This is a genomic window from Methylobacter sp. S3L5C (assembly GCF_022788635.1).
Lineage (GTDB): Bacteria > Pseudomonadota > Gammaproteobacteria > Methylococcales > Methylomonadaceae > Methylobacter_C.
On sequence record NZ_CP076024.1, the window covers coordinates 202,644 to 221,576 of the forward strand.

Sequence of the window (18,933 nt, forward strand, 5' to 3'; positions counted from 1 at the left end):
AAGAACCGGTTCCTTACTCTGGATATTGACTGACCAAGACCGCTAAACGCCTTGGCTTATTGATCATGGTGAATGCTTCTCTGATCTGGATACCGACTAACCAAGATCGTTAAGCGCCTTGGCTTATTGATCGTGGTAAATGCTTCTCTGATCTGGGTACCAGCTCTGGCCAAGATCGTTAAGCGCCATGGCTTATTGATCGTGGCGAATGCTTCCAAGGTATTACCGCCAAATAAAGATATTGCTTCAGTGAATAGCCGGGCCTGATCCGGATACAGACTAACCAAGACCGTTAAGCGCCTTGGCTTATTGATCATGGTGAATGCTTCTCTGATCTGGGTACCAGCTCTGGCCAAGACTGTTAAGCGCGCCGGCTTATTGATCGTGGTGAATGCTTCCCTGGTATCGGTGCCCAGTGAAGAACCGGTTCCTTACTCTGGATATTGACTGACCAAGACCGCTAAACGCCTTGGCTTATTGATCGTGGTGAATGCTTCTAAGGAATTACCGCCAAATAAAGATATTGCTTCAGTGAATAGCCGGGGCTGATCCGGATATCGACTGGCCAAGACTGTTAAGCGCCTTGGCTTATTGATCGTGGTGAATGCTTCTCTGATATCGGTACCAAGTGAAGAACCGGTTCCTTACTCTGGATATTGACTGACCAAGACCGCTAAACGCCTTGGCTTATTGATCATGGTGAATGCTTCTCTGATCTGGATACCGACTAACCAAGATCGTTAAGCGCCTTGGCTTATTGATCGTGGTAAATGCTTCTCTGATCTGGGTACCAGCTCTGGCCAAGATCGTTAAGCGCCATGGCTTATTGATCGTGGCGAATGCTTCCAAGGTATTACCGCCAAATAAAGATATTGCTTCAGTGAATAGCCGGGCCTGATCCGGATACAGACTAACCAAGACCGTTAAGCGCCTTGGCTTATTGATCATGGTGAATGCTTCTCTGATCTGGGTACCAGCTCTGGCCAAGACTGTTAAGCGCGCCGGCTTATTGATCGTGGTAAATGCTTCCCTGGTATCGGTGCCCAGTGAAGAACCGGTTCCTTACTCTGGATATTGACTGACCAAGACCGCTAAACGCCTTGGCTTATTGATCATGGTGAACGCTTATCTGATCTGGGTGCCAGCTCTGGCCAAGATCGTTAAGCGCCATGGCTTATTGATCGTGGTGAATGCTTCTAAGGAATTACCGCCAAATAAAGATATTGCTTCAGTGAATAGCCGGGGCTGATCCGGATATCGTCTGGCCAAGACTGTTAAACACCTTGGCTTATCGGTCATGGTAAATGCTTCTCTGATATCGGTACCAAGTGAAGAACCGGTTCCTTACTCTGGATATTGACTGACCAAGACCGCTAAACGCCTTGGCTTATTGATCATGGTGAATGCTTCTCTGATCTGGGTACCAGCTCTGGCCAAGACCGTTAAGCGCCTTGGCTTATTGGTCATGGTGAATGCTTCTCTAGTATCGGTGCCCAGTGAAGAACCGGTTCCTTACTCTGGATATTGACTGACTAAGACCGCTAAACGCCTTGGCTTATTGATCGTGTTGAATGCTTCTTTGGTATCGGTGCCAAGTGAAGAAACGGCTCCTTGCTCTGGATATCGACTAACCAAGATCGTTAAGCGCCTTGGCTTATTGATCGTGGTGAATGCTTCCAAGGTATTACCGCCAAATAAAGATATTGCTTCAGTGAATAGCCGGGCCTGATCCGGATACAGACTAACCAAGACCGTTAAGCGCCTTGGCTTATTGGTCATGGTGAATGCTTCTCTGGTATCGGTGCCCAGTGAAGAACCGGTTCCTTACTCTGGATATTGACTGACCAAGACCGCTAAACGCCTTGGCTTATTGATCATGGTGAATGCTTCTCTGATCTGGGTACCAGCTCTGGCCAAGATCGTTAAGCGCCATGGCTTATTGATCGTGGCGAATGCTTCTAAGGAATTACCGCCAAATAAAGATATTGCTTCAGTGAATAGCCGGGCCTGATCCGGATACAGACTAACCAAGACCGTTAAGCGCCTTGGCTTATTGATCGTGGTGAATGCTTCTCTGATCTGGGTACCAGCTCTGGCCAAGACTGTTAAGCGCGCCGGCTTATTGATCGTGGTAAATGCTTCCCTGGTATCGGTGCCCAGTGAAGAACCGGTTCCTTACTCCGGATCCAGACTAACCAAGACCGTTAAGCGCCTTGGCTTATTGATCGTGGTGAATGCTTCTCTGATCTGGGTACCAACTGACCAAGACCGTTAAACACCTTGGCTTATTGATCATGGTGAATGCTTCTCTGATCTGGGTACCAGCTCTGGCCAAGACTGTTAAGCGCGCCGGCTTATTGATCGTGGTAAATGCTTCCCTGGTATCGGTGCCCAGTGAAGAACCGGTTCCTTACTCTGGATATTGACTGACCAAGACCGCTAAACGCCTTGGCTTATTGATCATGGTGAACGCTTATCTGATCTGGGTGCCAGCTCTGGCCAAGATCGTTAAGCGCCATGGCTTATTGATCGTGGTGAATGCTTCTAAGGAATTACCGCCAAATAAAGATATTGCTTCAGTGAATAGCCGGGGCTGATCCGGATATCGACTGGCCAAGACTGTTAAGCGCCTTGGCTTATTGATCGTGGTGAATGCTTCTCTGATATCGGTACCAAGTGAAGAACCGGTTCCTTACTCTGGATATTGACTGACCAAGACCGCTAAACGCCTTGGCTTATTGATCATGGTGAATGCTTCTCTGATCTGGATACCGACTAACCAAGATCGTTAAGCGCCTTGGCTTATTGATCGTGGTAAATGCTTCTCTGATCTGGGTACCAGCTCTGGCCAAGATCGTTAAGCGCCATGGCTTATTGATCGTGGCGAATGCTTCCAAGGTATTACCGCCAAATAAAGATATTGCTTCAGTGAATAGCCGGGCCTGATCCGGATACAGACTAACCAAGACCGTTAAGCGCCTTGGCTTATTGATCATGGTGAATGCTTCTCTGATCTGGGTACCAGCTCTGGCCAAGACTGTTAAGCGCGCCGGCTTATTGATCGTGGTGAACGCTTCTCTGATCTGGATACCGACTAACCAAGATCGTTAAGCGCCTTGGCTTATTGGTCATGGTGAATGCTTCTTTGGTATCGGTGCCAAGTGAAGAAACGGCTCCTTGCTCTGGATATCGACTAACCAAGATCGTTAAGCGCCTTGGCTTATTGATCGTGGTGAATGCTTCTCTGATCTGGGTACCAGCTCTGGCCAAGATCGTTAAACGCCTTGGCTTATTGATCGTGGTGAATGCTTCCCTGGTATCGGTGCCCAGTGAAGAACCGGTTCCTTACTCTGGATATTGACTGACCAAGACCGCTAAACGCCTTGGCTTATTGATCGTGGTGAATGCTTCTAAGGAATTACCGCCAAATAAAGATATTGCTTCAGTGAATAGCCGGGGCTGATCCGGATATCGACTGGCCAAGACTGTTAAGCGCCTTGGCTTATTGATCGTGGTGAATGCTTCTCTGATATCGGTACCAAGTGAAGAACCGGTTCCTTACTCTGGATATTGACTGACCAAGACCGCTAAACGCCTTGGCTTATTGATCATGGTGAATGCTTCTCTGATCTGGATACCGACTAACCAAGATCGTTAAGCGCCTTGGCTTATTGATCGTGGTAAATGCTTCTCTGATCTGGGTACCAGCTCTGGCCAAGATCGTTAAGCGCCATGGCTTATTGATCGTGGCGAATGCTTCCAAGGTATTACCGCCAAATAAAGATATTGCTTCAGTGAATAGCCGGGCCTGATCCGGATACAGACTAACCAAGACCGTTAAGCGCCTTGGCTTATTGATCATGGTGAATGCTTCTCTGATCTGGGTACCAGCTCTGGCCAAGACTGTTAAGCGCGCCGGCTTATTGATCGTGGTAAATGCTTCCCTGGTATCGGTGCCCAGTGAAGAACCGGTTCCTTACTCTGGATATTGACTGACCAAGACCGCTAAACGCCTTGGCTTATTGATCATGGTGAACGCTTATCTGATCTGGGTGCCAGCTCTGGCCAAGATCGTTAAGCGCCATGGCTTATTGATCGTGGTGAATGCTTCTAAGGAATTACCGCCAAATAAAGATATTGCTTCAGTGAATAGCCGGGGCTGATCCGGATATCGTCTGGCCAAGACTGTTAAACGCCTTGGCTTATTGATCATGGTGAATGCTTCTCTGATCTGGGTACCAGCTCTGGCCAAGACTGTTAAGCGCGCCGGCTTATTGATCGTGGTGAACGCTTCTCTGATCTGGATACCGACTAACCAAGATCGTTAAGCGCCTTGGCTTATTGGTCATGGTGAATGCTTCTTTGGTATCGGTGCCAAGTGAAGAAACGGCTCCTTGCTCTGGATATCGACTAACCAAGATCGTTAAGCGCCTTGGCTTATTGATCGTGGTGAATGCTTCCAAGGTATTACCGCCAAATAAAGATATTGCTTCAGTGAATAGCCGGGCCTGATCCGGATACAGACTAACCAAGACCGTTAAGCGCCTTGGCTTATTGGTCATGGTGAATGCTTCTCTGGTATCGGTGCCCAGTGAAGAACCGGTTCCTTACTCTGGATATTGACTGACCAAGACCGCTAAACGCCTTGGCTTATTGATCATGGTGAATGCTTCTCTGATCTGGGTACCAGCTCTGGCCAAGATCGTTAAGCGCCATGGCTTATTGATCGTGGCGAATGCTTCTAAGGAATTACCGCCAAATAAAGATATTGCTTCAGTGAATAGCCGGGCCTGATCCGGATACAGACTAACCAAGACCGTTAAGCGCCTTGGCTTATTGATCGTGGTGAATGCTTCTCTGATCTGGGTACCAGCTCTGGCCAAGACTGTTAAGCGCGCCGGCTTATTGATCGTGGTAAATGCTTCCCTGGTATCGGTGCCCAGTGAAGAACCGGTTCCTTACTCCGGATCCAGACTAACCAAGACCGTTAAGCGCCTTGGCTTATTGATCGTGGTGAATGCTTCTCTGATCTGGGTACCAACTGACCAAGACCGTTAAACACCTTGGCTTATTGATCATGGTGAATGCTTCTCTGATCTGGGTACCAGCTCTGGCCAAGACTGTTAAGCGCGCCGGCTTATTGATCGTGGTAAATGCTTCCCTGGTATCGGTGCCCAGTGAAGAACCGGTTCCTTACTCTGGATATTGACTGACCAAGACCGCTAAACGCCTTGGCTTATTGATCATGGTGAACGCTTATCTGATCTGGGTGCCAGCTCTGGCCAAGATCGTTAAGCGCCATGGCTTATTGATCGTGGTGAATGCTTCTAAGGAATTACCGCCAAATAAAGATATTGCTTCAGTGAATAGCCGGGGCTGATCCGGATATCGACTGGCCAAGACTGTTAAGCGCCTTGGCTTATTGATCGTGGTGAATGCTTCTCTGATATCGGTACCAAGTGAAGAACCGGTTCCTTACTCTGGATATTGACTGACCAAGACCGCTAAACGCCTTGGCTTATTGATCATGGTGAATGCTTCTCTGATCTGGATACCGACTAACCAAGATCGTTAAGCGCCTTGGCTTATTGATCGTGGTAAATGCTTCTCTGATCTGGGTACCAGCTCTGGCCAAGATCGTTAAGCGCCATGGCTTATTGATCGTGGCGAATGCTTCCAAGGTATTACCGCCAAATAAAGATATTGCTTCAGTGAATAGCCGGGCCTGATCCGGATACAGACTAACCAAGACCGTTAAGCGCCTTGGCTTATTGATCATGGTGAATGCTTCTCTGATCTGGGTACCAGCTCTGGCCAAGACTGTTAAGCGCGCCGGCTTATTGATCGTGGTAAATGCTTCCCTGGTATCGGTGCCCAGTGAAGAACCGGTTCCTTACTCTGGATATTGACTGACCAAGACCGCTAAACGCCTTGGCTTATTGATCATGGTGAACGCTTATCTGATCTGGGTGCCAGCTCTGGCCAAGATCGTTAAGCGCCATGGCTTATTGATCGTGGTGAATGCTTCTAAGGAATTACCGCCAAATAAAGATATTGCTTCAGTGAATAGCCGGGGCTGATCCGGATATCGTCTGGCCAAGACTGTTAAACACCTTGGCTTATCGGTCATGGTAAATGCTTCTCTGATATCGGTACCAAGTGAAGAACCGGTTCCTTACTCTGGATATTGACTGACCAAGACCGCTAAACGCCTTGGCTTATTGATCATGGTGAATGCTTCTCTGATCTGGGTACCAGCTCTGGCCAAGACCGTTAAGCGCCTTGGCTTATTGGTCATGGTGAATGCTTCTCTAGTATCGGTGCCCAGTGAAGAACCGGTTCCTTACTCTGGATATTGACTGACTAAGACCGCTAAACGCCTTGGCTTATTGATCGTGTTGAATGCTTCTTTGGTATCGGTGCCAAGTGAAGAAACGGCTCCTTGCTCTGGATATCGACTAACCAAGATCGTTAAGCGCCTTGGCTTATTGATCGTGGTGAATGCTTCCAAGGTATTACCGCCAAATAAAGATATTGCTTCAGTGAATAGCCGGGCCTGATCCGGATACAGACTAACCAAGACCGTTAAGCGCCTTGGCTTATTGGTCATGGTGAATGCTTCTCTGGTATCGGTGCCCAGTGAAGAACCGGTTCCTTACTCTGGATATTGACTGACCAAGACCGCTAAACGCCTTGGCTTATTGATCATGGTGAATGCTTCTCTGATCTGGGTACCAGCTCTGGCCAAGATCGTTAAGCGCCATGGCTTATTGATCGTGGCGAATGCTTCTAAGGAATTACCGCCAAATAAAGATATTGCTTCAGTGAATAGCCGGGCCTGATCCGGATACAGACTAACCAAGACCGTTAAGCGCCTTGGCTTATTGATCGTGGTGAATGCTTCTCTGATCTGGGTACCAGCTCTGGCCAAGACTGTTAAGCGCGCCGGCTTATTGATCGTGGTAAATGCTTCCCTGGTATCGGTGCCCAGTGAAGAACCGGTTCCTTACTCCGGATCCAGACTAACCAAGACCGTTAAGCGCCTTGGCTTATTGATCGTGGTGAATGCTTCTCTGATCTGGGTACCAACTGACCAAGACCGTTAAACACCTTGGCTTATTGATCATGGTGAATGCTTCTCTGATCTGGGTACCAGCTCTGGCCAAGACTGTTAAGCGCGCCGGCTTATTGATCGTGGTAAATGCTTCCCTGGTATCGGTGCCCAGTGAAGAACCGGTTCCTTACTCTGGATATTGACTGACCAAGACCGCTAAACGCCTTGGCTTATTGATCATGGTGAACGCTTATCTGATCTGGGTGCCAGCTCTGGCCAAGATCGTTAAGCGCCATGGCTTATTGATCGTGGTGAATGCTTCTAAGGAATTACCGCCAAATAAAGATATTGCTTCAGTGAATAGCCGGGGCTGATCCGGATATCGACTGGCCAAGACTGTTAAGCGCCTTGGCTTATTGATCGTGGTGAATGCTTCTCTGATATCGGTACCAAGTGAAGAACCGGTTCCTTACTCTGGATATTGACTGACCAAGACCGCTAAACGCCTTGGCTTATTGATCATGGTGAATGCTTCTCTGATCTGGATACCGACTAACCAAGATCGTTAAGCGCCTTGGCTTATTGATCGTGGTAAATGCTTCTCTGATCTGGGTACCAGCTCTGGCCAAGATCGTTAAGCGCCATGGCTTATTGATCGTGGCGAATGCTTCCAAGGTATTACCGCCAAATAAAGATATTGCTTCAGTGAATAGCCGGGCCTGATCCGGATACAGACTAACCAAGACCGTTAAGCGCCTTGGCTTATTGATCATGGTGAATGCTTCTCTGATCTGGGTACCAGCTCTGGCCAAGACTGTTAAGCGCGCCGGCTTATTGATCGTGGTAAATGCTTCCCTGGTATCGGTGCCCAGTGAAGAACCGGTTCCTTACTCTGGATATTGACTGACCAAGACCGCTAAACGCCTTGGCTTATTGATCATGGTGAACGCTTATCTGATCTGGGTGCCAGCTCTGGCCAAGATCGTTAAGCGCCATGGCTTATTGATCGTGGTGAATGCTTCTAAGGAATTACCGCCAAATAAAGATATTGCTTCAGTGAATAGCCGGGGCTGATCCGGATATCGACTGGCCAAGACTGTTAAACACCTTGGCTTATCGGTCATGGTAAATGCTTCTCTGATCTGGGTACCAGCTCTGGCCAAGACTGTTAAGCGCGCCGGCTTATTGATCGTGGTGAACGCTTCTCTGATCTGGATACCGACTAACCAAGATCGTTAAGCGCCTTGGCTTATTGATCGTGTTGAATGCTTCTAAGGGATTACCGCCAAATAAAGATATTGCTTCAGTGAATAGCCGGGCCTGATCCGGATACAGACTAACCAAGACCGTTAAGCGCCTTGGCTTATTGATCGTGGTGAATGCTTCCAAGGTATTACCGCCAAATAAAGATATTGCTTCAGTGAATAGCCGGGCCTGATCCGGATACAGACTAACCAAGACCGTTAAGCGCCTTGGCTTATTGATCATGGTGAATGCTTCTCTGATCTGGGTACCAGCTCTGGCCAAGACTGTTAAGCGCGCCGGCTTATTGATCGTGGTGAACGCTTCTCTGATCTGGATACCGACTAACCAAGATCGTTAAGCGCCTTGGCTTATTGGTCATGGTGAATGCTTCTTTGGTATCGGTGCCAAGTGAAGAACCGGTTCCTTACTCTGGATATTGACTGACCAAGACCGCTAAACGCCTTGGCTTATTGATCATGGTGAACGCTTATCTGATCTGGGTACCAGCTCTGGCCAAGATCGTTAAGCGCCATGGCTTATTAATCGTGGTGAATGCTTCTAAGGAATTACCGCCAAATAAAGATATTGCTTCAGTGAATAGCCGGGCCTGATCTGGATACCAACTGACCAAGATCGTTAAGCACCCCGGCTTATTGATCGTGGTAAATGCTTCCCTGGTATCGGTACCAAGTGAAGAGCCGGTTCCTTACTCTGGATACAGACTGGCCAAGATGCTTTAAAAAAAGCAATGACTGCCGGGATTAAATTACTATTTTTTTAAAATAAAACCGTACAAAGCAAAGACACGGCCATAATTTACAGTAACTTTTACAGTAACATTTAATATTATTTATGCCATTCCACTAAAATAAAGGCTTTCAGCTATTGTTCAATACCTGATACAGAAACCGAACTGATAAAAAGGCCGTTATTACACATTGCTGTATTTATTTGTTTGACTTGTGCGCTGTTTTTAAGGCGTAAAAAATCCGGTAGGGCTTGAAGCTCTACCGGCTGTTTGCGCTGCCCTGTTGTTTCTGGTTCCGTCTAGTTCCGCCTAGTCCCTGCATTCAGACAATAAAAAATATTAGCAAGTCCCGATAATGACGGCGTACCGGAAAATTCACCTAAAAACCGCCTATAGGCTTTTTTGCTGCCTCCCTCTGGCGTGATGGCATGGCAAAAAAAGCGTTAAAAAGTCAATTAATTAACGGCTAAATAACGAATTTTTAAGCGGGTTAGTGGTGGTTTTTTTTATAATTCTGGCAATGCTGCAATCAGCCAAATAATATTTTTCAGCTACGGCTTGTTGAGTCATCCCGCTCGCATAGTCGAAACGAATATCTTTATTGCGCCGGTCAAGCCGGTTTATTGCTTGTTCGCTTGGGGTTCTTTTCGGCTTGCTGCGCTGTTTGAAAATTATGTGATTGATTTGCCGCTCGGTCAAATAATACTTGGTAGCGATAGCCGCTTGAGTCATCCCGTTAACCCAGTCTTTTAAGATTTCAGGATTGCGCGACTTAATCAGCATTAACTTACCGTTTGGGAATTGCACAACTTCACCGCCAAATGTATGAAAGAGTATTTTTGCTGCTTTTTTGCCTATCAGGTTTTCCAGTACAGAATCATTAGACGCTTTTAAGGGAATAGCCAAGTGACGGCCAGCATAATTGACAAACAAAGTCAGTGCCAAGTCATCGCCAATGTATTCAGCAATTTCTTGTATTCTAAGCGGCCAATTATCGCGGCCAATGCGCTGTAAAAGTTCAATGGTTAGCATTTATACGCCTCTTGCTGGTAGGGATACATCATTATGAACCCTTACCGTAAAGCCTCCAATACACCGATGTTCATAACTGTTTGCTTGGATTTCAGGCAATAAAAAACCGCTCGGGTTGCCCTTTGCGGCTTGGTGGATCGGATAGGTTAGCGCGTCTTTTTAATGACGGCATACGGCAACATTAAAAATTAACCGGGTCGTTAAATTGCCCGGTGTTGCTACCAGAATTAACGGGTTGCTCCGGCGCTGATCTGCGCTTTTTTATATCGTAGGGGCTAAGTGAATTATTCGCGGTGATGTTTATGCCGCGCTTGGTTTCTCCGGTTGCCTTATCTATCCATTCAGACGGTTTAAGGCTGCCAACAACGGCCAGCGGGTCGCCTTTTTGTAGCTTGGCGATACGTTCGGCTATTTCAGCAAATGCCATGCCCGACACGATGGCGGGTTTTTCTTCGCCAACGTCTACGGATAAAAGAAAAGGCGTGTAGTAATTGCCGGTTTTACCTGTTTTCAGTTCGGGGGTTTTAATTAATTTACCGCTTATCAATGCATCCATCATGGCGTTATTTCCTGTATTTGGTGTGGGGTTAGTTATCCAGAAAAACTTTGTAAGAAAAAGGTTGTGTTTGAAAGTTCAGAAGTTCAGGAATCGTCTATAAGCCTTGCCGTTACTGGGTTTAATGGCTGAACTTATCCTGAACTTGTGCTGAACTTATGCTGAACTTGTTGGCCATAAGTTCAGGATTGCATCAATAACCGTGTTTTTTTTGTCTGGTAGTGATGATACCGAAAAAACTTTGTAAGAAAAAGGTTGTGTTTGAAAGTTCAGAAGTTCAGGAATCGTCTATAAGCCTTGCCGTTACTGGGTTTAATGGCTGAACTTATCCTGAACTTGTGCTGAACTTATGCTGAACTTGTTGGCCATAAGTTCAGGATTGCATCAATAACCGTGTTTTTTTTGTCTGGTAGTGATGATACCGAAAAAACTTTATAAGAAAAAGGTTGTGTTTGAAAGTTCAGAAGTTCAGGAATCGTCTATAAGCCTTGCCACTACTGGTTTTAATGGCTGAACTTATCCTGAACTTGTGCTGAACTTATGCTGAACTTGTGGCCCATAAGTTCAGGATTGCATCAATAACCGTGTTTTTTTTGTCTGGTAGTGATGATACCGAAAAAACTTTGTAAGAAAAAGGTTGTGTTTGAAAGTTCAGAAGTTCAGGAATCGTCTATAAGCCTTGCCATTACTGGTTTTAATGGCTGAACTTATTCTGAACTTGTGCTGAACTTATGCTGAACTTGTGGCCAATAAGTTCAGGATTGCATCAATAACCGTGTTTTTTTTGTCTGGTAGTGATGACGCCGAAAAAACTTTATAAGAAAAAGGTTGTAAATGGAGTTGCAGAGTTGCAGGAATCGCCCGAAAGCCACGGGTATCAACGGTTATAGGGCTGCAACTATCCTGCAACTTCCTGCAACTATGCTGCAAATCCTCCCTTATAGTTGCAGGATTATTTTTTACCTCCTGCAACTCTGAGGCTATTCCTGCAACTATCCTGCAACTTCAAACATCATAGTTGCAGGAATTTACAGGCTTTAATCCCAGTAAATACGGGCGCTAAATATCATTCCTGCAACTCTGCAAGTTTGTTTAGAACCTTTTTTCAGTAAAGTTTTTTTCTAAAAACATTGAGGCTTCTTGTTTTGATCGTTTAAAGCCTAAAGACTCCATTCTATTCACAAAATTATTTCGTCCTAATGGGTGTTTGTGTCCGGCATCTTGGCAATAAGTTTTATATTCTGTGTAAGCGTCAGCATACGGTTTAAAGTATATAGAACCGCGCATAGTCTCCATAAAGTCAACCTCATACATAGCCACGCTATCAGACTCTTTTATAAACTTATTTTTGAAGCTTTCGCACTCTGGCGATATAAATATATTGCGGCTTTTAATAACCCGCTCCGCGCCCTCAATAATCCAATTCAATACGCCCGGCCTATCCAATAAAATCTTTCTGTGTAAATCCCGGTCTTGCTCATGATCTGGAATGGTTTTGTTAAACGGGATAACCAGCAAGCGCCGGTAAAATCCGTGGGTATGTTCAATATTGGCTGAATCCATCTTATTGACGTTAAATATCAGCTTGGCATAATCGGTCATCAAAAACGGCTCCCGATAAGGTAAACGCGCCTCAATAGGCTCACCACTTGCCAGTGTTTTAAACATGCCTGCATCAATCTTGGTTAGGCGTATATCCGTGCCATAATTCACAATCTTGTCTTTAATCATGGCACGGTGATAACCCTTGTCATCAGTTAGCGACTCAAGCGAATAATTACTAATATTCTCCGCACCAAGAACGCCGTTAAGCACTTCAAAAAACACTGACTTTCCATTGGCTCCGGTGCCAAACAGAAAAAACACTTTTTCCATCTTGAGACCCTTAATAAATAAATATCCCGCTACTTCCTGTAAAGTGCGCCGGGTATCCTTATCAGGTAACACGTAAGCCAGATAATCAAGAAATAGCTGATTGACGGCTTTGGGGTTATAGGTGAAATCTAATTGATGGGTTAGAAAGTCCCGATAATCGAAGCCTTTCATTTGTATGCCAGACTCACTCAATACCAGGGAACCATTTTTAAGATTAATAATCGACTGCTTGGAAAAATTGCGTTCCACAAAAAAACCGTCTTGCTCCGCTTGCTGGAAAAGTTTTTCGACAAAGGCATAATCGCGGCATTCAATCTCGGTATAGCCCATTTTCATGGCGGCATCTTTAAGCAGTTTTTTAACCTCTGAATCTTCCAACGGAACCCAGAAAGCCCCGTTAAAAATATAAAAATATCCGGCATTATGGACAATATGCCAGTTATTCTTTTTAGCGGTTTTAATCAGGGTATCAACAATAGCTACCCTGATATATTTTTGTGCCGGTGGCTTGCCTTCGCTGTCACTTTTCCAGCCTAAGGACTCGCAAACAACCTTTAAATCAACTTTTTCTATGTTTGATAATAGCGAGGCTATGGCCGATAATTTGAATTGTTGCGGGGTGCAAGGATTGTTGGCTGTGGCATTGATGTTTATTATGTTACTCATAGCGCCGCCGCCATATTAATCATATCGTTAAAATCTTGCCCTACCTGATCGGGGATAATGAACCGGCAACCGATAAACAGCGCGGCGGCTTCGGCGGCTGCCTGTCCTACGCCACTGGCATCATTATCGCCACAAATTATAATGTCTTTGGTTTGGTGAGTATTGCGGGTTTGGCGTGCCACGGCGTTAAGATTGTTAGCACTAAAGGCTATCACAGTAAAATATCCGGTGGATTCGTGCAAAGACGCGCCGGTTGCCCAGCCCTCACAAATCAGAATGGGGCTGTCATAATCAAGATCAGGAACCGCGCCAAGAAAACAGCATGAACCTTTGGCTGTGCCGTCTTTCATCATGCGCTTGCTCCCGTCAGCATTGATAAACTGCAAGCTGACTAATAAGCCGTTTTTGTCATACAGTGGCACCACCAATGAATGAAAATTAACCCGCAATGAATGCGCTTTTACCTGTTTTTTATCAAGATAGGGATGATTTATAACGGGCCTTGAACGGCTCCATATTCGGCCAGCTTTCTTAACTGCTTCATTATGGCGGTGCTCTTTGGCGACTTGTTTTATCAGGTTTTGACGGTGATATTCAATAGCCAAGTCCTGTTTTTCAGCAGGGCTTAACGGGGTAAAATCACCGGTCAGTTTCCAGCTTGCTTTTATACCTTGCTTGAAGTCCTCAAAATAACCGGCGGGGCGGCCATCCATATGCAGAACATACGCGCCGTTAAGTTTGCCGTCGATTTTGAAGCGGTGTAACTGTCCATCACAAATGATTACGTCCGGGGCTTCTATCCCAGCGTCCAACATGGCGGTTTTGAATTGCTGTTCTGGATTTAATGAGTGCATGAAGCCGCCTTTAATTGAGCTGTCTCAATCGCTGGGATAGTAACGGTCAGCACGTCTTTTAGCCGGTCAGTAAAGTAACTCAACAAAAGCGCGGAATTATCACGACTTACGCAATGTAAATCTGTTGCGGGCTGCATTAAATCAGCAATAGCAGACAAGCACGCCTGAATGGTGTTTATTTCGTCTATCTGGTCAAGGGTTAAGTGGCTCATAACTCACCGCCTGTATGAATCTGCATGGCAATGGCGGCAAGGTTTGCGGCTTCCTCTGACAACCATCTAAACCGGCAAAGTACCGGCTCCTCATTTTTAGCGGCATCGCTGATAATGCAACTCCACATAAGAGCGACCTCGGCAAAGGCTTTGGTTAAATCGTCAAGGTTTGGGGCTTGGGTGATTTGTTGCTCGGTTTGAGCGGGGTTGTTTTTAGCAGTCATTGCGGTAGTCCTTTGTAGAGGGATAAGCCGCCGCCCATTGGGTCGAGTCGTTGGGCGGTGGGATGCATCAAGTTCGACCTACCGGCAAAGGAACCGGCCAGCCTTTTAAGGGGCTGCTCAATACACCCCACCATAACAAAATTGAATTGAGTTATTGATGGGCATAAAAAAACCACGTTTAATAGTGGCCTCTTATGGCCTTTGCGCGGGGGTCGAATCCCGTCTGTTACATGTGGTAACAGCGTGGAAATTTTAAGCGGGGGGTGGGTAGTTGTCAAGCAATCTGATAAAATAGTCATGGTATTAAATTAAGCTGGTTATTAAATGAAGCTTTGAGGCTTGTCACTTCAAGGCTTTTTTATTGTCTTTTTTTTAACGCAAGGCTGCCGAAAACACCCAATTATTTATGTATTCCTGCAACTATAAGGGAACATTTGCAGCATAGTTGCAGGAAGTTGCAGGATAGTTGCAGCCCTATGACCGTTGGTATCCGTGTCTTTCGGGCGATTCCTGCAACTCTGCAACTCCATTAACAACCTTTTTCTTACAAAGTTTTCCTGCCCTATCATTCTACTAACGAGTAGTACGCCAAACCGCCTTGCACTTGGTTGGTCACTATGGAAAATCCCCGTTTTCTCAACCGATGAATAATTGCCGACAAGCGCGTGATTCCCTGATCGAACATAGCCACGCTGTTTACTGGTTCATGGCCCTTTAACGCCACTATCACAATGTTTATCTGTGTGGCTTTCATAGGCTTGTACCTGCCAATTCCCGCTTGATAAACTGAAAATATAAACGCACCTGGTAAATACTTACACCAGGATATTTTTGCATAAGCTGTGAATGAATGGTTTTATATTCTGCTTTTGGGTTACGTTGCTTGAGGTGATAGGCTAATTCATGCCACGGCTTTACTGCATAATCCTTTTGTCGCTTCAATGGCCTGTCATGCCCTCTATGGGCTTTATTTGAATTCCATTTATTCACTGTCGAGTCTGTCAATATATAAGCCCTGGGCTTTTCCCATGCACCTTTTAAGGCAGTCATCAGCGGCTTTGGTAATGTCCCGTTTGCAAACCTTAGATTAAGCATGTTTAGATAATTACACAATGAACCGGTACGCCCGGCTACACTGTCAAGTACGATTTCACGGGCTGCACCAATTGCTTTGTGGTTGCTCATTGGGCCGCACCCAAGTTACTTATAAGCTGCCTTATATCCTCAACACGCCAAGCATTAGTTCTACCTCCTAACTTTACGGGTGCAGGATATTTACCAGACCTAATGCCTTCTAAAAAAGTAGTCCGGCTGATTGGTAAAAGTGGGGGCGTTGGTGGATTGGCTTTCTTGTTGCCTAAAATTTGCCATATTGTCATAAAGCCAATTTCAGGGATTTTTGAAGCTGTGGGGGTGTTTTGGTGTGTCATGCTGTGCGCCTATATTCAACTAAGTTAGGGCGCATTATTAAGAAAACTCTTGCGGGTATGTTGCTATAGCAATTAGGTTTTTGCTATAGCAACGATATAATTTGAAATTAGCCTAAATTGGCCGCTTTTACTAAGTGTTCTTTAATAGCTCTTGATAGCGGCTCATTAAAACCTTTTTGAGCAAGTATTTTTTCAAGCTCTTGATCTAGCCCTTTATCATTCGGATGAATTCCCTGTTTTTCACATAACGCCAAAATTATTCTTAATAAGTTATTGCGCTCTTTGCCGCCTAATTTTTTCGCTTCGGCTTCGGGGTCTAATTTATCTTTATTGTCTGTTGGAGTCTCGCTTAACAGATCAATGAATAGCTGCTCTGAATAACCTTTAAGGATAGCAAATTCTGCCGCCTCCTTAGGTGTTATCTTCCATGTCGAATCAATCCTTTTATATCGACCATAAACACAACCCTCCTCCCATTCTGGCAAGTGTTGAATTTTACTATAAGGCATTAAAATATCCGGCTCCCTTGGGTCAATCTCTCCATGTTCAATTGCCATTGAAAAAATTGCAGAAGCATCTGAAATATACTGGTTATATTCACCTAACCTATCAGAAATTAATAACGCCGCCTCAACTAATGTTATAAATTCATTATCTTTAATCTTTTTTATTCGCTCTGAATTAAACCCGGCTACGTGTCGGCCGTATAGGTTGTGATGACTGTATATATTGTTATGGTTGCATCTTTGATAATCTGCATCTATCGGCTCATTGTCCTCTATAAGCTCATTTGATTCGGTGTCGGTATAACTACTATCTATCAAGTCTTTCTCAAACGACCACAAACAATAGCCATGCTTATAAAAATTCTGATCTTGCATAATTAACCTTTCAATAATTACCCTCTCAAAAAAAAGAAAGCCGCGCCAATGGGTGAAAGGTGTCCCAAGTTCGCCCCGTCGGGCTAGATGCGGCTTATTCGGTTTTACAGATACGCGATTATTGCGCCTGTTTTCTAAATTGTATGATTTGCGCTCCACTTTTAAGCGCGTCCAGGCAATCACTATAAGATTGCATCATGGTTCGCCGTTCTTCCAAGAACTCCGCGCGGTTATAGGCTGCTCTAACGGCATCTTTAGGCATGTGGCATAGTTGCCGCTCAATGGCATCGGCTGGCCACCCATGCTCATTAAGCAAGGTTGACGCTATGGTTCTGAATCCATGCGCGGTCATATCTTCACCTGTATATCCCAGCGTCATTAGTGCCGTTCTGATGGTATTGTCTGACATGGGGCGGCCATCGCCACGACTTGACGGGAATACATAGTTTCCCGTACCGGTTAGTGGCTTGATTTCTTCCAGTATGGCTACGGCTTGAGTGGAAAGGGGAACAATGTGATTAATTTTGGTTTTGGTGACAAAGTAACGCCATTCTTTAGCGTCTAAATCAATATCTTTCCATTCCATTTGCCGTATTTCACCGGGTCGTTGAAAGAGCAAGGGCGTTATTTTAAAAGCACATTGCACCACAAAAGTCCCCTGATAACTGTAAATGTCCCTGATTAGCTGCCCTATTGCTTTCGGGTCAATTAACGCCGCTCGGTGCTTTACTTTTTTGGCGGGTATTTTTTTTGCTACAGGTTGCGAGGGGTCATAATCAATAATATCGTTAATAATGGCATGGGCAAAAACACACTTGATTTCTCCATACAGTCGGTGGGCAGTTTCTATTTTTTGCTGATCTATTAACGGCTTTAGTGTCGCTAAAATATGTGATGACTTTATTTGATTGATAGCGATATTGCCAAGCGTGGGGAACGCCAGACGTTCAAGCCTTGACTGTCTTTTTATATAAGTGATTTCAGCAATGTCGTTTTTTATTTCTGCCAGCCATTGGTTAGTTATTTCTGAAAAACTATTCAGCATGGGTAGCCCGGCATTTAACAGGCTTTCATTTTCCAGTGTGATTTTTAACGCGCTTTTAAAATCCTTTCTTACTGTGCTTGGGTCTATGCTGTTGCTAACCTGTACCCTTGCTTCTTCTGCCTTGCGCCGTGCATCTGAAAGGCCGGTAACAGGATATACGCCAAGCGATAAAGTTTTACGCTTGCCACCGATACTATAATCAAAACGCCACCATTTCGCGCCGTCCGGTTTAACCAGTAAATATAAGCCACTGCCGTCATTAAGCCTGACATCCTTAATACCAGACTTCGCACCTTTAATAACAGTGTCTTTAAGTAGTTGTTTAGCCATAATTAACGCCCCAATTTACAGTAAGTTTTACAGTAACTTTTGTTACTGATTTTGGGTTACTGTAAATGTTACTGCATAAAAAGTCGAATATTACTGTATTTCGTTGTATTCTGTTGGGCAATAAAAAACCCGCCAAGCCTTTCGACTTGCGGGTTTGTGTACTTCGTTGGATATTAAAATATCCTTGTTTGGTGCCGATGGCCGGATTTGAACCGGCAAGACTTGCGTCACCACCCCCTCAAGATGGCGTGTCTACCAATTTCACCACATCGGCATAATCATTCAAAATAACTGTACTATTTTTCTACTACTTTTACGCGTAAAATTATTTTTTACTTAATGGTCTTTAGCTCTTCAGCCTTGGGCACAACTGTATTTTCCAGTTCTGCATCGGCAGGCTGCTCAGCTGACTTCACTTCGGGTACTGCAGGCATTTCTTCAGACTTGGCAGGAGCAATATTAGCGCCTTTTTCGCCGACTACTTCAGGAATACCCAAGGTGTCTTGCTGAACCTCTGGCGAGCTCATTAGATCAAAAGCCACACCTTTGTGCCCATTGATCATGGCAAGACCTAAACTGGTTATAAAAAACAAAGTTGCCAGAATTGCTGTAGCTCGAGACAAAAATGATGCGGCACCCTGGGCCCCAAAAACAGAGCCTGCAGAGCCAGTGCCAAAAGCAGCACCCGCATCAGCTCCTTTACCTTGCTGCATTAATATTAAGCCAATAATACCTAAACCCAGCAACACATGAATAACGATAATTACCTGATACATGAAAG

Annotated in this window: 38 protein-coding genes and 1 tRNA gene; all 39 read right to left on the bottom strand. The window is 45.2% G+C overall.

All coding sequences use genetic code 11. The features are described from left to right. Window positions 1–56: 56 nt before the first annotated feature. Entirely contained in the window at window positions 57–356 is a 300-nt protein-coding gene (locus KKZ03_RS00900) for a hypothetical protein (protein ID WP_243219380.1), read from the bottom strand. Window positions 357–431: 75 nt separating this feature from the next. Beyond that, complete coding sequence (locus KKZ03_RS00905) at window positions 432–569, bottom strand: hypothetical protein (RefSeq protein WP_243219378.1); 138 nt, start codon at window positions 567–569, stop codon at window positions 432–434. Window positions 570–687: 118 nt separating this feature from the next. Beyond that, the gene (locus KKZ03_RS00910) at window positions 688–987 is read right to left on the bottom strand and encodes a hypothetical protein (protein ID WP_243219380.1); all 300 of its coding nucleotides are present in this window, start codon (window positions 985–987) and stop codon (window positions 688–690) included. A gap of 138 nt (window positions 988–1,125) precedes the next feature. Next, window positions 1,126–1,299, bottom strand: a complete 174-nt coding sequence (locus tag KKZ03_RS00915; RefSeq protein WP_243219382.1) for a hypothetical protein — start codon at window positions 1,297–1,299, stop codon at window positions 1,126–1,128. Between the two features lie 45 nt (window positions 1,300–1,344). Further along, window positions 1,345–1,467 carry a hypothetical protein gene (locus KKZ03_RS21750; protein WP_256451988.1) on the bottom strand — a complete coding sequence of 41 codons (123 nt, stop codon included), beginning with the start codon at window positions 1,465–1,467 and terminating at the stop codon, window positions 1,345–1,347. A 45-nt stretch (window positions 1,468–1,512) separates the two neighbouring features. Further along, on the bottom strand, window positions 1,513–1,779 hold the full coding sequence (locus tag KKZ03_RS00920) for a hypothetical protein (RefSeq protein WP_243219386.1): 267 nt from the start codon (window positions 1,777–1,779) through the stop codon (window positions 1,513–1,515). A gap of 45 nt (window positions 1,780–1,824) precedes the next feature. Further along, a complete protein-coding gene (locus KKZ03_RS00925) occupies window positions 1,825–2,100 on the bottom strand; it encodes a hypothetical protein (protein ID WP_243219387.1) in 276 nt (91 codons plus the stop codon). A gap of 373 nt (window positions 2,101–2,473) precedes the next feature. After that, complete coding sequence (locus KKZ03_RS00930) at window positions 2,474–2,617, bottom strand: hypothetical protein (RefSeq protein ID WP_243219389.1); 144 nt, start codon at window positions 2,615–2,617, stop codon at window positions 2,474–2,476. Window positions 2,618–2,735: 118 nt separating this feature from the next. Then, window positions 2,736–3,035: a hypothetical protein gene (locus tag KKZ03_RS00935; RefSeq protein WP_243219380.1), complete on the bottom strand. Its 300-nt coding sequence runs from the start codon at window positions 3,033–3,035 to the stop codon at window positions 2,736–2,738. A 19-nt stretch (window positions 3,036–3,054) separates the two neighbouring features. Then, window positions 3,055–3,270 (bottom strand): hypothetical protein, encoded by a 216-nt coding sequence (locus tag KKZ03_RS00940; RefSeq protein ID WP_243219390.1) that lies wholly within the window; start codon window positions 3,268–3,270, stop codon window positions 3,055–3,057. A 75-nt stretch (window positions 3,271–3,345) separates the two neighbouring features. Then, window positions 3,346–3,483 carry a hypothetical protein gene (locus KKZ03_RS00945; protein ID WP_243219378.1) on the bottom strand — a complete coding sequence of 46 codons (138 nt, stop codon included), beginning with the start codon at window positions 3,481–3,483 and terminating at the stop codon, window positions 3,346–3,348. A 118-nt stretch (window positions 3,484–3,601) separates the two neighbouring features. Next, the gene (locus KKZ03_RS00950) at window positions 3,602–3,901 is read right to left on the bottom strand and encodes a hypothetical protein (protein ID WP_243219380.1); all 300 of its coding nucleotides are present in this window, start codon (window positions 3,899–3,901) and stop codon (window positions 3,602–3,604) included. 138 nt (window positions 3,902–4,039) lie between these two features. Then, window positions 4,040–4,252, bottom strand: a complete 213-nt coding sequence (locus KKZ03_RS00955) for a hypothetical protein (protein ID WP_243219392.1) — start codon at window positions 4,250–4,252, stop codon at window positions 4,040–4,042. 19 nt (window positions 4,253–4,271) lie between these two features. Continuing rightward, on the bottom strand, window positions 4,272–4,562 hold the full coding sequence (locus tag KKZ03_RS00960; protein WP_243219393.1) for a hypothetical protein: 291 nt from the start codon (window positions 4,560–4,562) through the stop codon (window positions 4,272–4,274). A 45-nt stretch (window positions 4,563–4,607) separates the two neighbouring features. Then, window positions 4,608–4,883, bottom strand: a complete 276-nt coding sequence (locus KKZ03_RS00965; RefSeq protein ID WP_243219387.1) for a hypothetical protein — start codon at window positions 4,881–4,883, stop codon at window positions 4,608–4,610. Between the two features lie 373 nt (window positions 4,884–5,256). Further along, window positions 5,257–5,400, bottom strand: coding sequence for a hypothetical protein (locus tag KKZ03_RS00970; protein WP_243219389.1), 144 nt, complete (start codon window positions 5,398–5,400; stop codon window positions 5,257–5,259). Window positions 5,401–5,518: 118 nt separating this feature from the next. Beyond that, window positions 5,519–5,818 (bottom strand): hypothetical protein, encoded by a 300-nt coding sequence (locus KKZ03_RS00975; RefSeq protein WP_243219380.1) that lies wholly within the window; start codon window positions 5,816–5,818, stop codon window positions 5,519–5,521. Window positions 5,819–5,956: 138 nt separating this feature from the next. Continuing rightward, window positions 5,957–6,130 (bottom strand): hypothetical protein, encoded by a 174-nt coding sequence (locus KKZ03_RS00980; protein ID WP_243219382.1) that lies wholly within the window; start codon window positions 6,128–6,130, stop codon window positions 5,957–5,959. Window positions 6,131–6,175: 45 nt separating this feature from the next. Beyond that, on the bottom strand, window positions 6,176–6,298 hold the full coding sequence (locus tag KKZ03_RS21755) for a hypothetical protein (RefSeq protein WP_256451988.1): 123 nt from the start codon (window positions 6,296–6,298) through the stop codon (window positions 6,176–6,178). Between the two features lie 45 nt (window positions 6,299–6,343). Beyond that, the gene (locus tag KKZ03_RS00985; RefSeq protein WP_243219386.1) at window positions 6,344–6,610 is read right to left on the bottom strand and encodes a hypothetical protein; all 267 of its coding nucleotides are present in this window, start codon (window positions 6,608–6,610) and stop codon (window positions 6,344–6,346) included. Window positions 6,611–6,655: 45 nt separating this feature from the next. After that, window positions 6,656–6,931: a hypothetical protein gene (locus KKZ03_RS00990; RefSeq protein ID WP_243219387.1), complete on the bottom strand. Its 276-nt coding sequence runs from the start codon at window positions 6,929–6,931 to the stop codon at window positions 6,656–6,658. Window positions 6,932–7,304: 373 nt separating this feature from the next. Continuing rightward, window positions 7,305–7,448: a hypothetical protein gene (locus tag KKZ03_RS00995; protein ID WP_243219389.1), complete on the bottom strand. Its 144-nt coding sequence runs from the start codon at window positions 7,446–7,448 to the stop codon at window positions 7,305–7,307. Window positions 7,449–7,566: 118 nt separating this feature from the next. Continuing rightward, window positions 7,567–7,866 carry a hypothetical protein gene (locus KKZ03_RS01000; RefSeq protein WP_243219380.1) on the bottom strand — a complete coding sequence of 100 codons (300 nt, stop codon included), beginning with the start codon at window positions 7,864–7,866 and terminating at the stop codon, window positions 7,567–7,569. Window positions 7,867–8,004: 138 nt separating this feature from the next. Further along, complete coding sequence (locus KKZ03_RS01005) at window positions 8,005–8,217, bottom strand: hypothetical protein (RefSeq protein WP_243219398.1); 213 nt, start codon at window positions 8,215–8,217, stop codon at window positions 8,005–8,007. Between the two features lie 19 nt (window positions 8,218–8,236). Next, entirely contained in the window at window positions 8,237–8,581 is a 345-nt protein-coding gene (locus KKZ03_RS01010; protein ID WP_243219400.1) for a hypothetical protein, read from the bottom strand. A gap of 205 nt (window positions 8,582–8,786) precedes the next feature. Further along, window positions 8,787–8,930: a hypothetical protein gene (locus tag KKZ03_RS01015; RefSeq protein WP_243219402.1), complete on the bottom strand. Its 144-nt coding sequence runs from the start codon at window positions 8,928–8,930 to the stop codon at window positions 8,787–8,789. A 576-nt stretch (window positions 8,931–9,506) separates the two neighbouring features. Continuing rightward, on the bottom strand, window positions 9,507–10,079 hold the full coding sequence (locus KKZ03_RS01020) for a Mor transcription activator family protein (RefSeq protein WP_243219404.1): 573 nt from the start codon (window positions 10,077–10,079) through the stop codon (window positions 9,507–9,509). Between the two features lie 181 nt (window positions 10,080–10,260). Continuing rightward, window positions 10,261–10,638, bottom strand: a complete 378-nt coding sequence (locus KKZ03_RS01025) for a single-stranded DNA-binding protein (RefSeq protein WP_243219407.1) — start codon at window positions 10,636–10,638, stop codon at window positions 10,261–10,263. Between the two features lie 1,089 nt (window positions 10,639–11,727). Then, window positions 11,728–13,176 carry a phage/plasmid primase, P4 family gene (locus KKZ03_RS01030; RefSeq protein WP_243219412.1) on the bottom strand — a complete coding sequence of 483 codons (1,449 nt, stop codon included), beginning with the start codon at window positions 13,174–13,176 and terminating at the stop codon, window positions 11,728–11,730. Continuing rightward, a complete protein-coding gene (locus KKZ03_RS01035) occupies window positions 13,173–14,030 on the bottom strand; it encodes a toprim domain-containing protein (protein WP_243219417.1) in 858 nt (285 codons plus the stop codon). Before KKZ03_RS01035 ends, KKZ03_RS01030 begins: the two co-directional genes overlap by 4 nt. After that, window positions 14,018–14,242: a hypothetical protein gene (locus KKZ03_RS01040; RefSeq protein WP_243219419.1), complete on the bottom strand. Its 225-nt coding sequence runs from the start codon at window positions 14,240–14,242 to the stop codon at window positions 14,018–14,020. Before KKZ03_RS01040 ends, KKZ03_RS01035 begins: the two co-directional genes overlap by 13 nt. Beyond that, complete coding sequence (locus tag KKZ03_RS01045) at window positions 14,239–14,466, bottom strand: hypothetical protein (protein ID WP_243219421.1); 228 nt, start codon at window positions 14,464–14,466, stop codon at window positions 14,239–14,241. The genes KKZ03_RS01040 and KKZ03_RS01045 overlap by 4 nt, the downstream gene beginning before the upstream one ends. Window positions 14,467–15,031: 565 nt before the next feature. Then, window positions 15,032–15,220, bottom strand: a complete 189-nt coding sequence (locus KKZ03_RS01050; protein ID WP_243219423.1) for a helix-turn-helix domain-containing protein — start codon at window positions 15,218–15,220, stop codon at window positions 15,032–15,034. Next, a complete protein-coding gene (locus tag KKZ03_RS01055; protein WP_243219424.1) occupies window positions 15,217–15,651 on the bottom strand; it encodes a hypothetical protein in 435 nt (144 codons plus the stop codon). The genes KKZ03_RS01050 and KKZ03_RS01055 overlap by 4 nt, the downstream gene beginning before the upstream one ends. Next, complete coding sequence (locus KKZ03_RS01060) at window positions 15,648–15,896, bottom strand: AlpA family transcriptional regulator (protein WP_243219425.1); 249 nt, start codon at window positions 15,894–15,896, stop codon at window positions 15,648–15,650. Before KKZ03_RS01060 ends, KKZ03_RS01055 begins: the two co-directional genes overlap by 4 nt. Window positions 15,897–16,003: 107 nt before the next feature. Beyond that, the gene (locus KKZ03_RS01065) at window positions 16,004–16,960 is read right to left on the bottom strand and encodes a hypothetical protein (RefSeq protein WP_243221756.1); all 957 of its coding nucleotides are present in this window, start codon (window positions 16,958–16,960) and stop codon (window positions 16,004–16,006) included. Beyond that, window positions 16,896–18,152 carry an integrase arm-type DNA-binding domain-containing protein gene (locus KKZ03_RS01070; protein WP_243219428.1) on the bottom strand — a complete coding sequence of 419 codons (1,257 nt, stop codon included), beginning with the start codon at window positions 18,150–18,152 and terminating at the stop codon, window positions 16,896–16,898. Before KKZ03_RS01070 ends, KKZ03_RS01065 begins: the two co-directional genes overlap by 65 nt. Window positions 18,153–18,341: 189 nt before the next feature. Then, window positions 18,342–18,426: transfer RNA gene (locus tag KKZ03_RS01075), tRNA-Leu, on the bottom strand. A 58-nt stretch (window positions 18,427–18,484) separates the two neighbouring features. After that, complete coding sequence (gene secG / locus KKZ03_RS01080; protein WP_243219431.1) at window positions 18,485–18,928, bottom strand: preprotein translocase subunit SecG; 444 nt, start codon at window positions 18,926–18,928, stop codon at window positions 18,485–18,487. Window positions 18,929–18,933 lie beyond the last annotated feature (5 nt).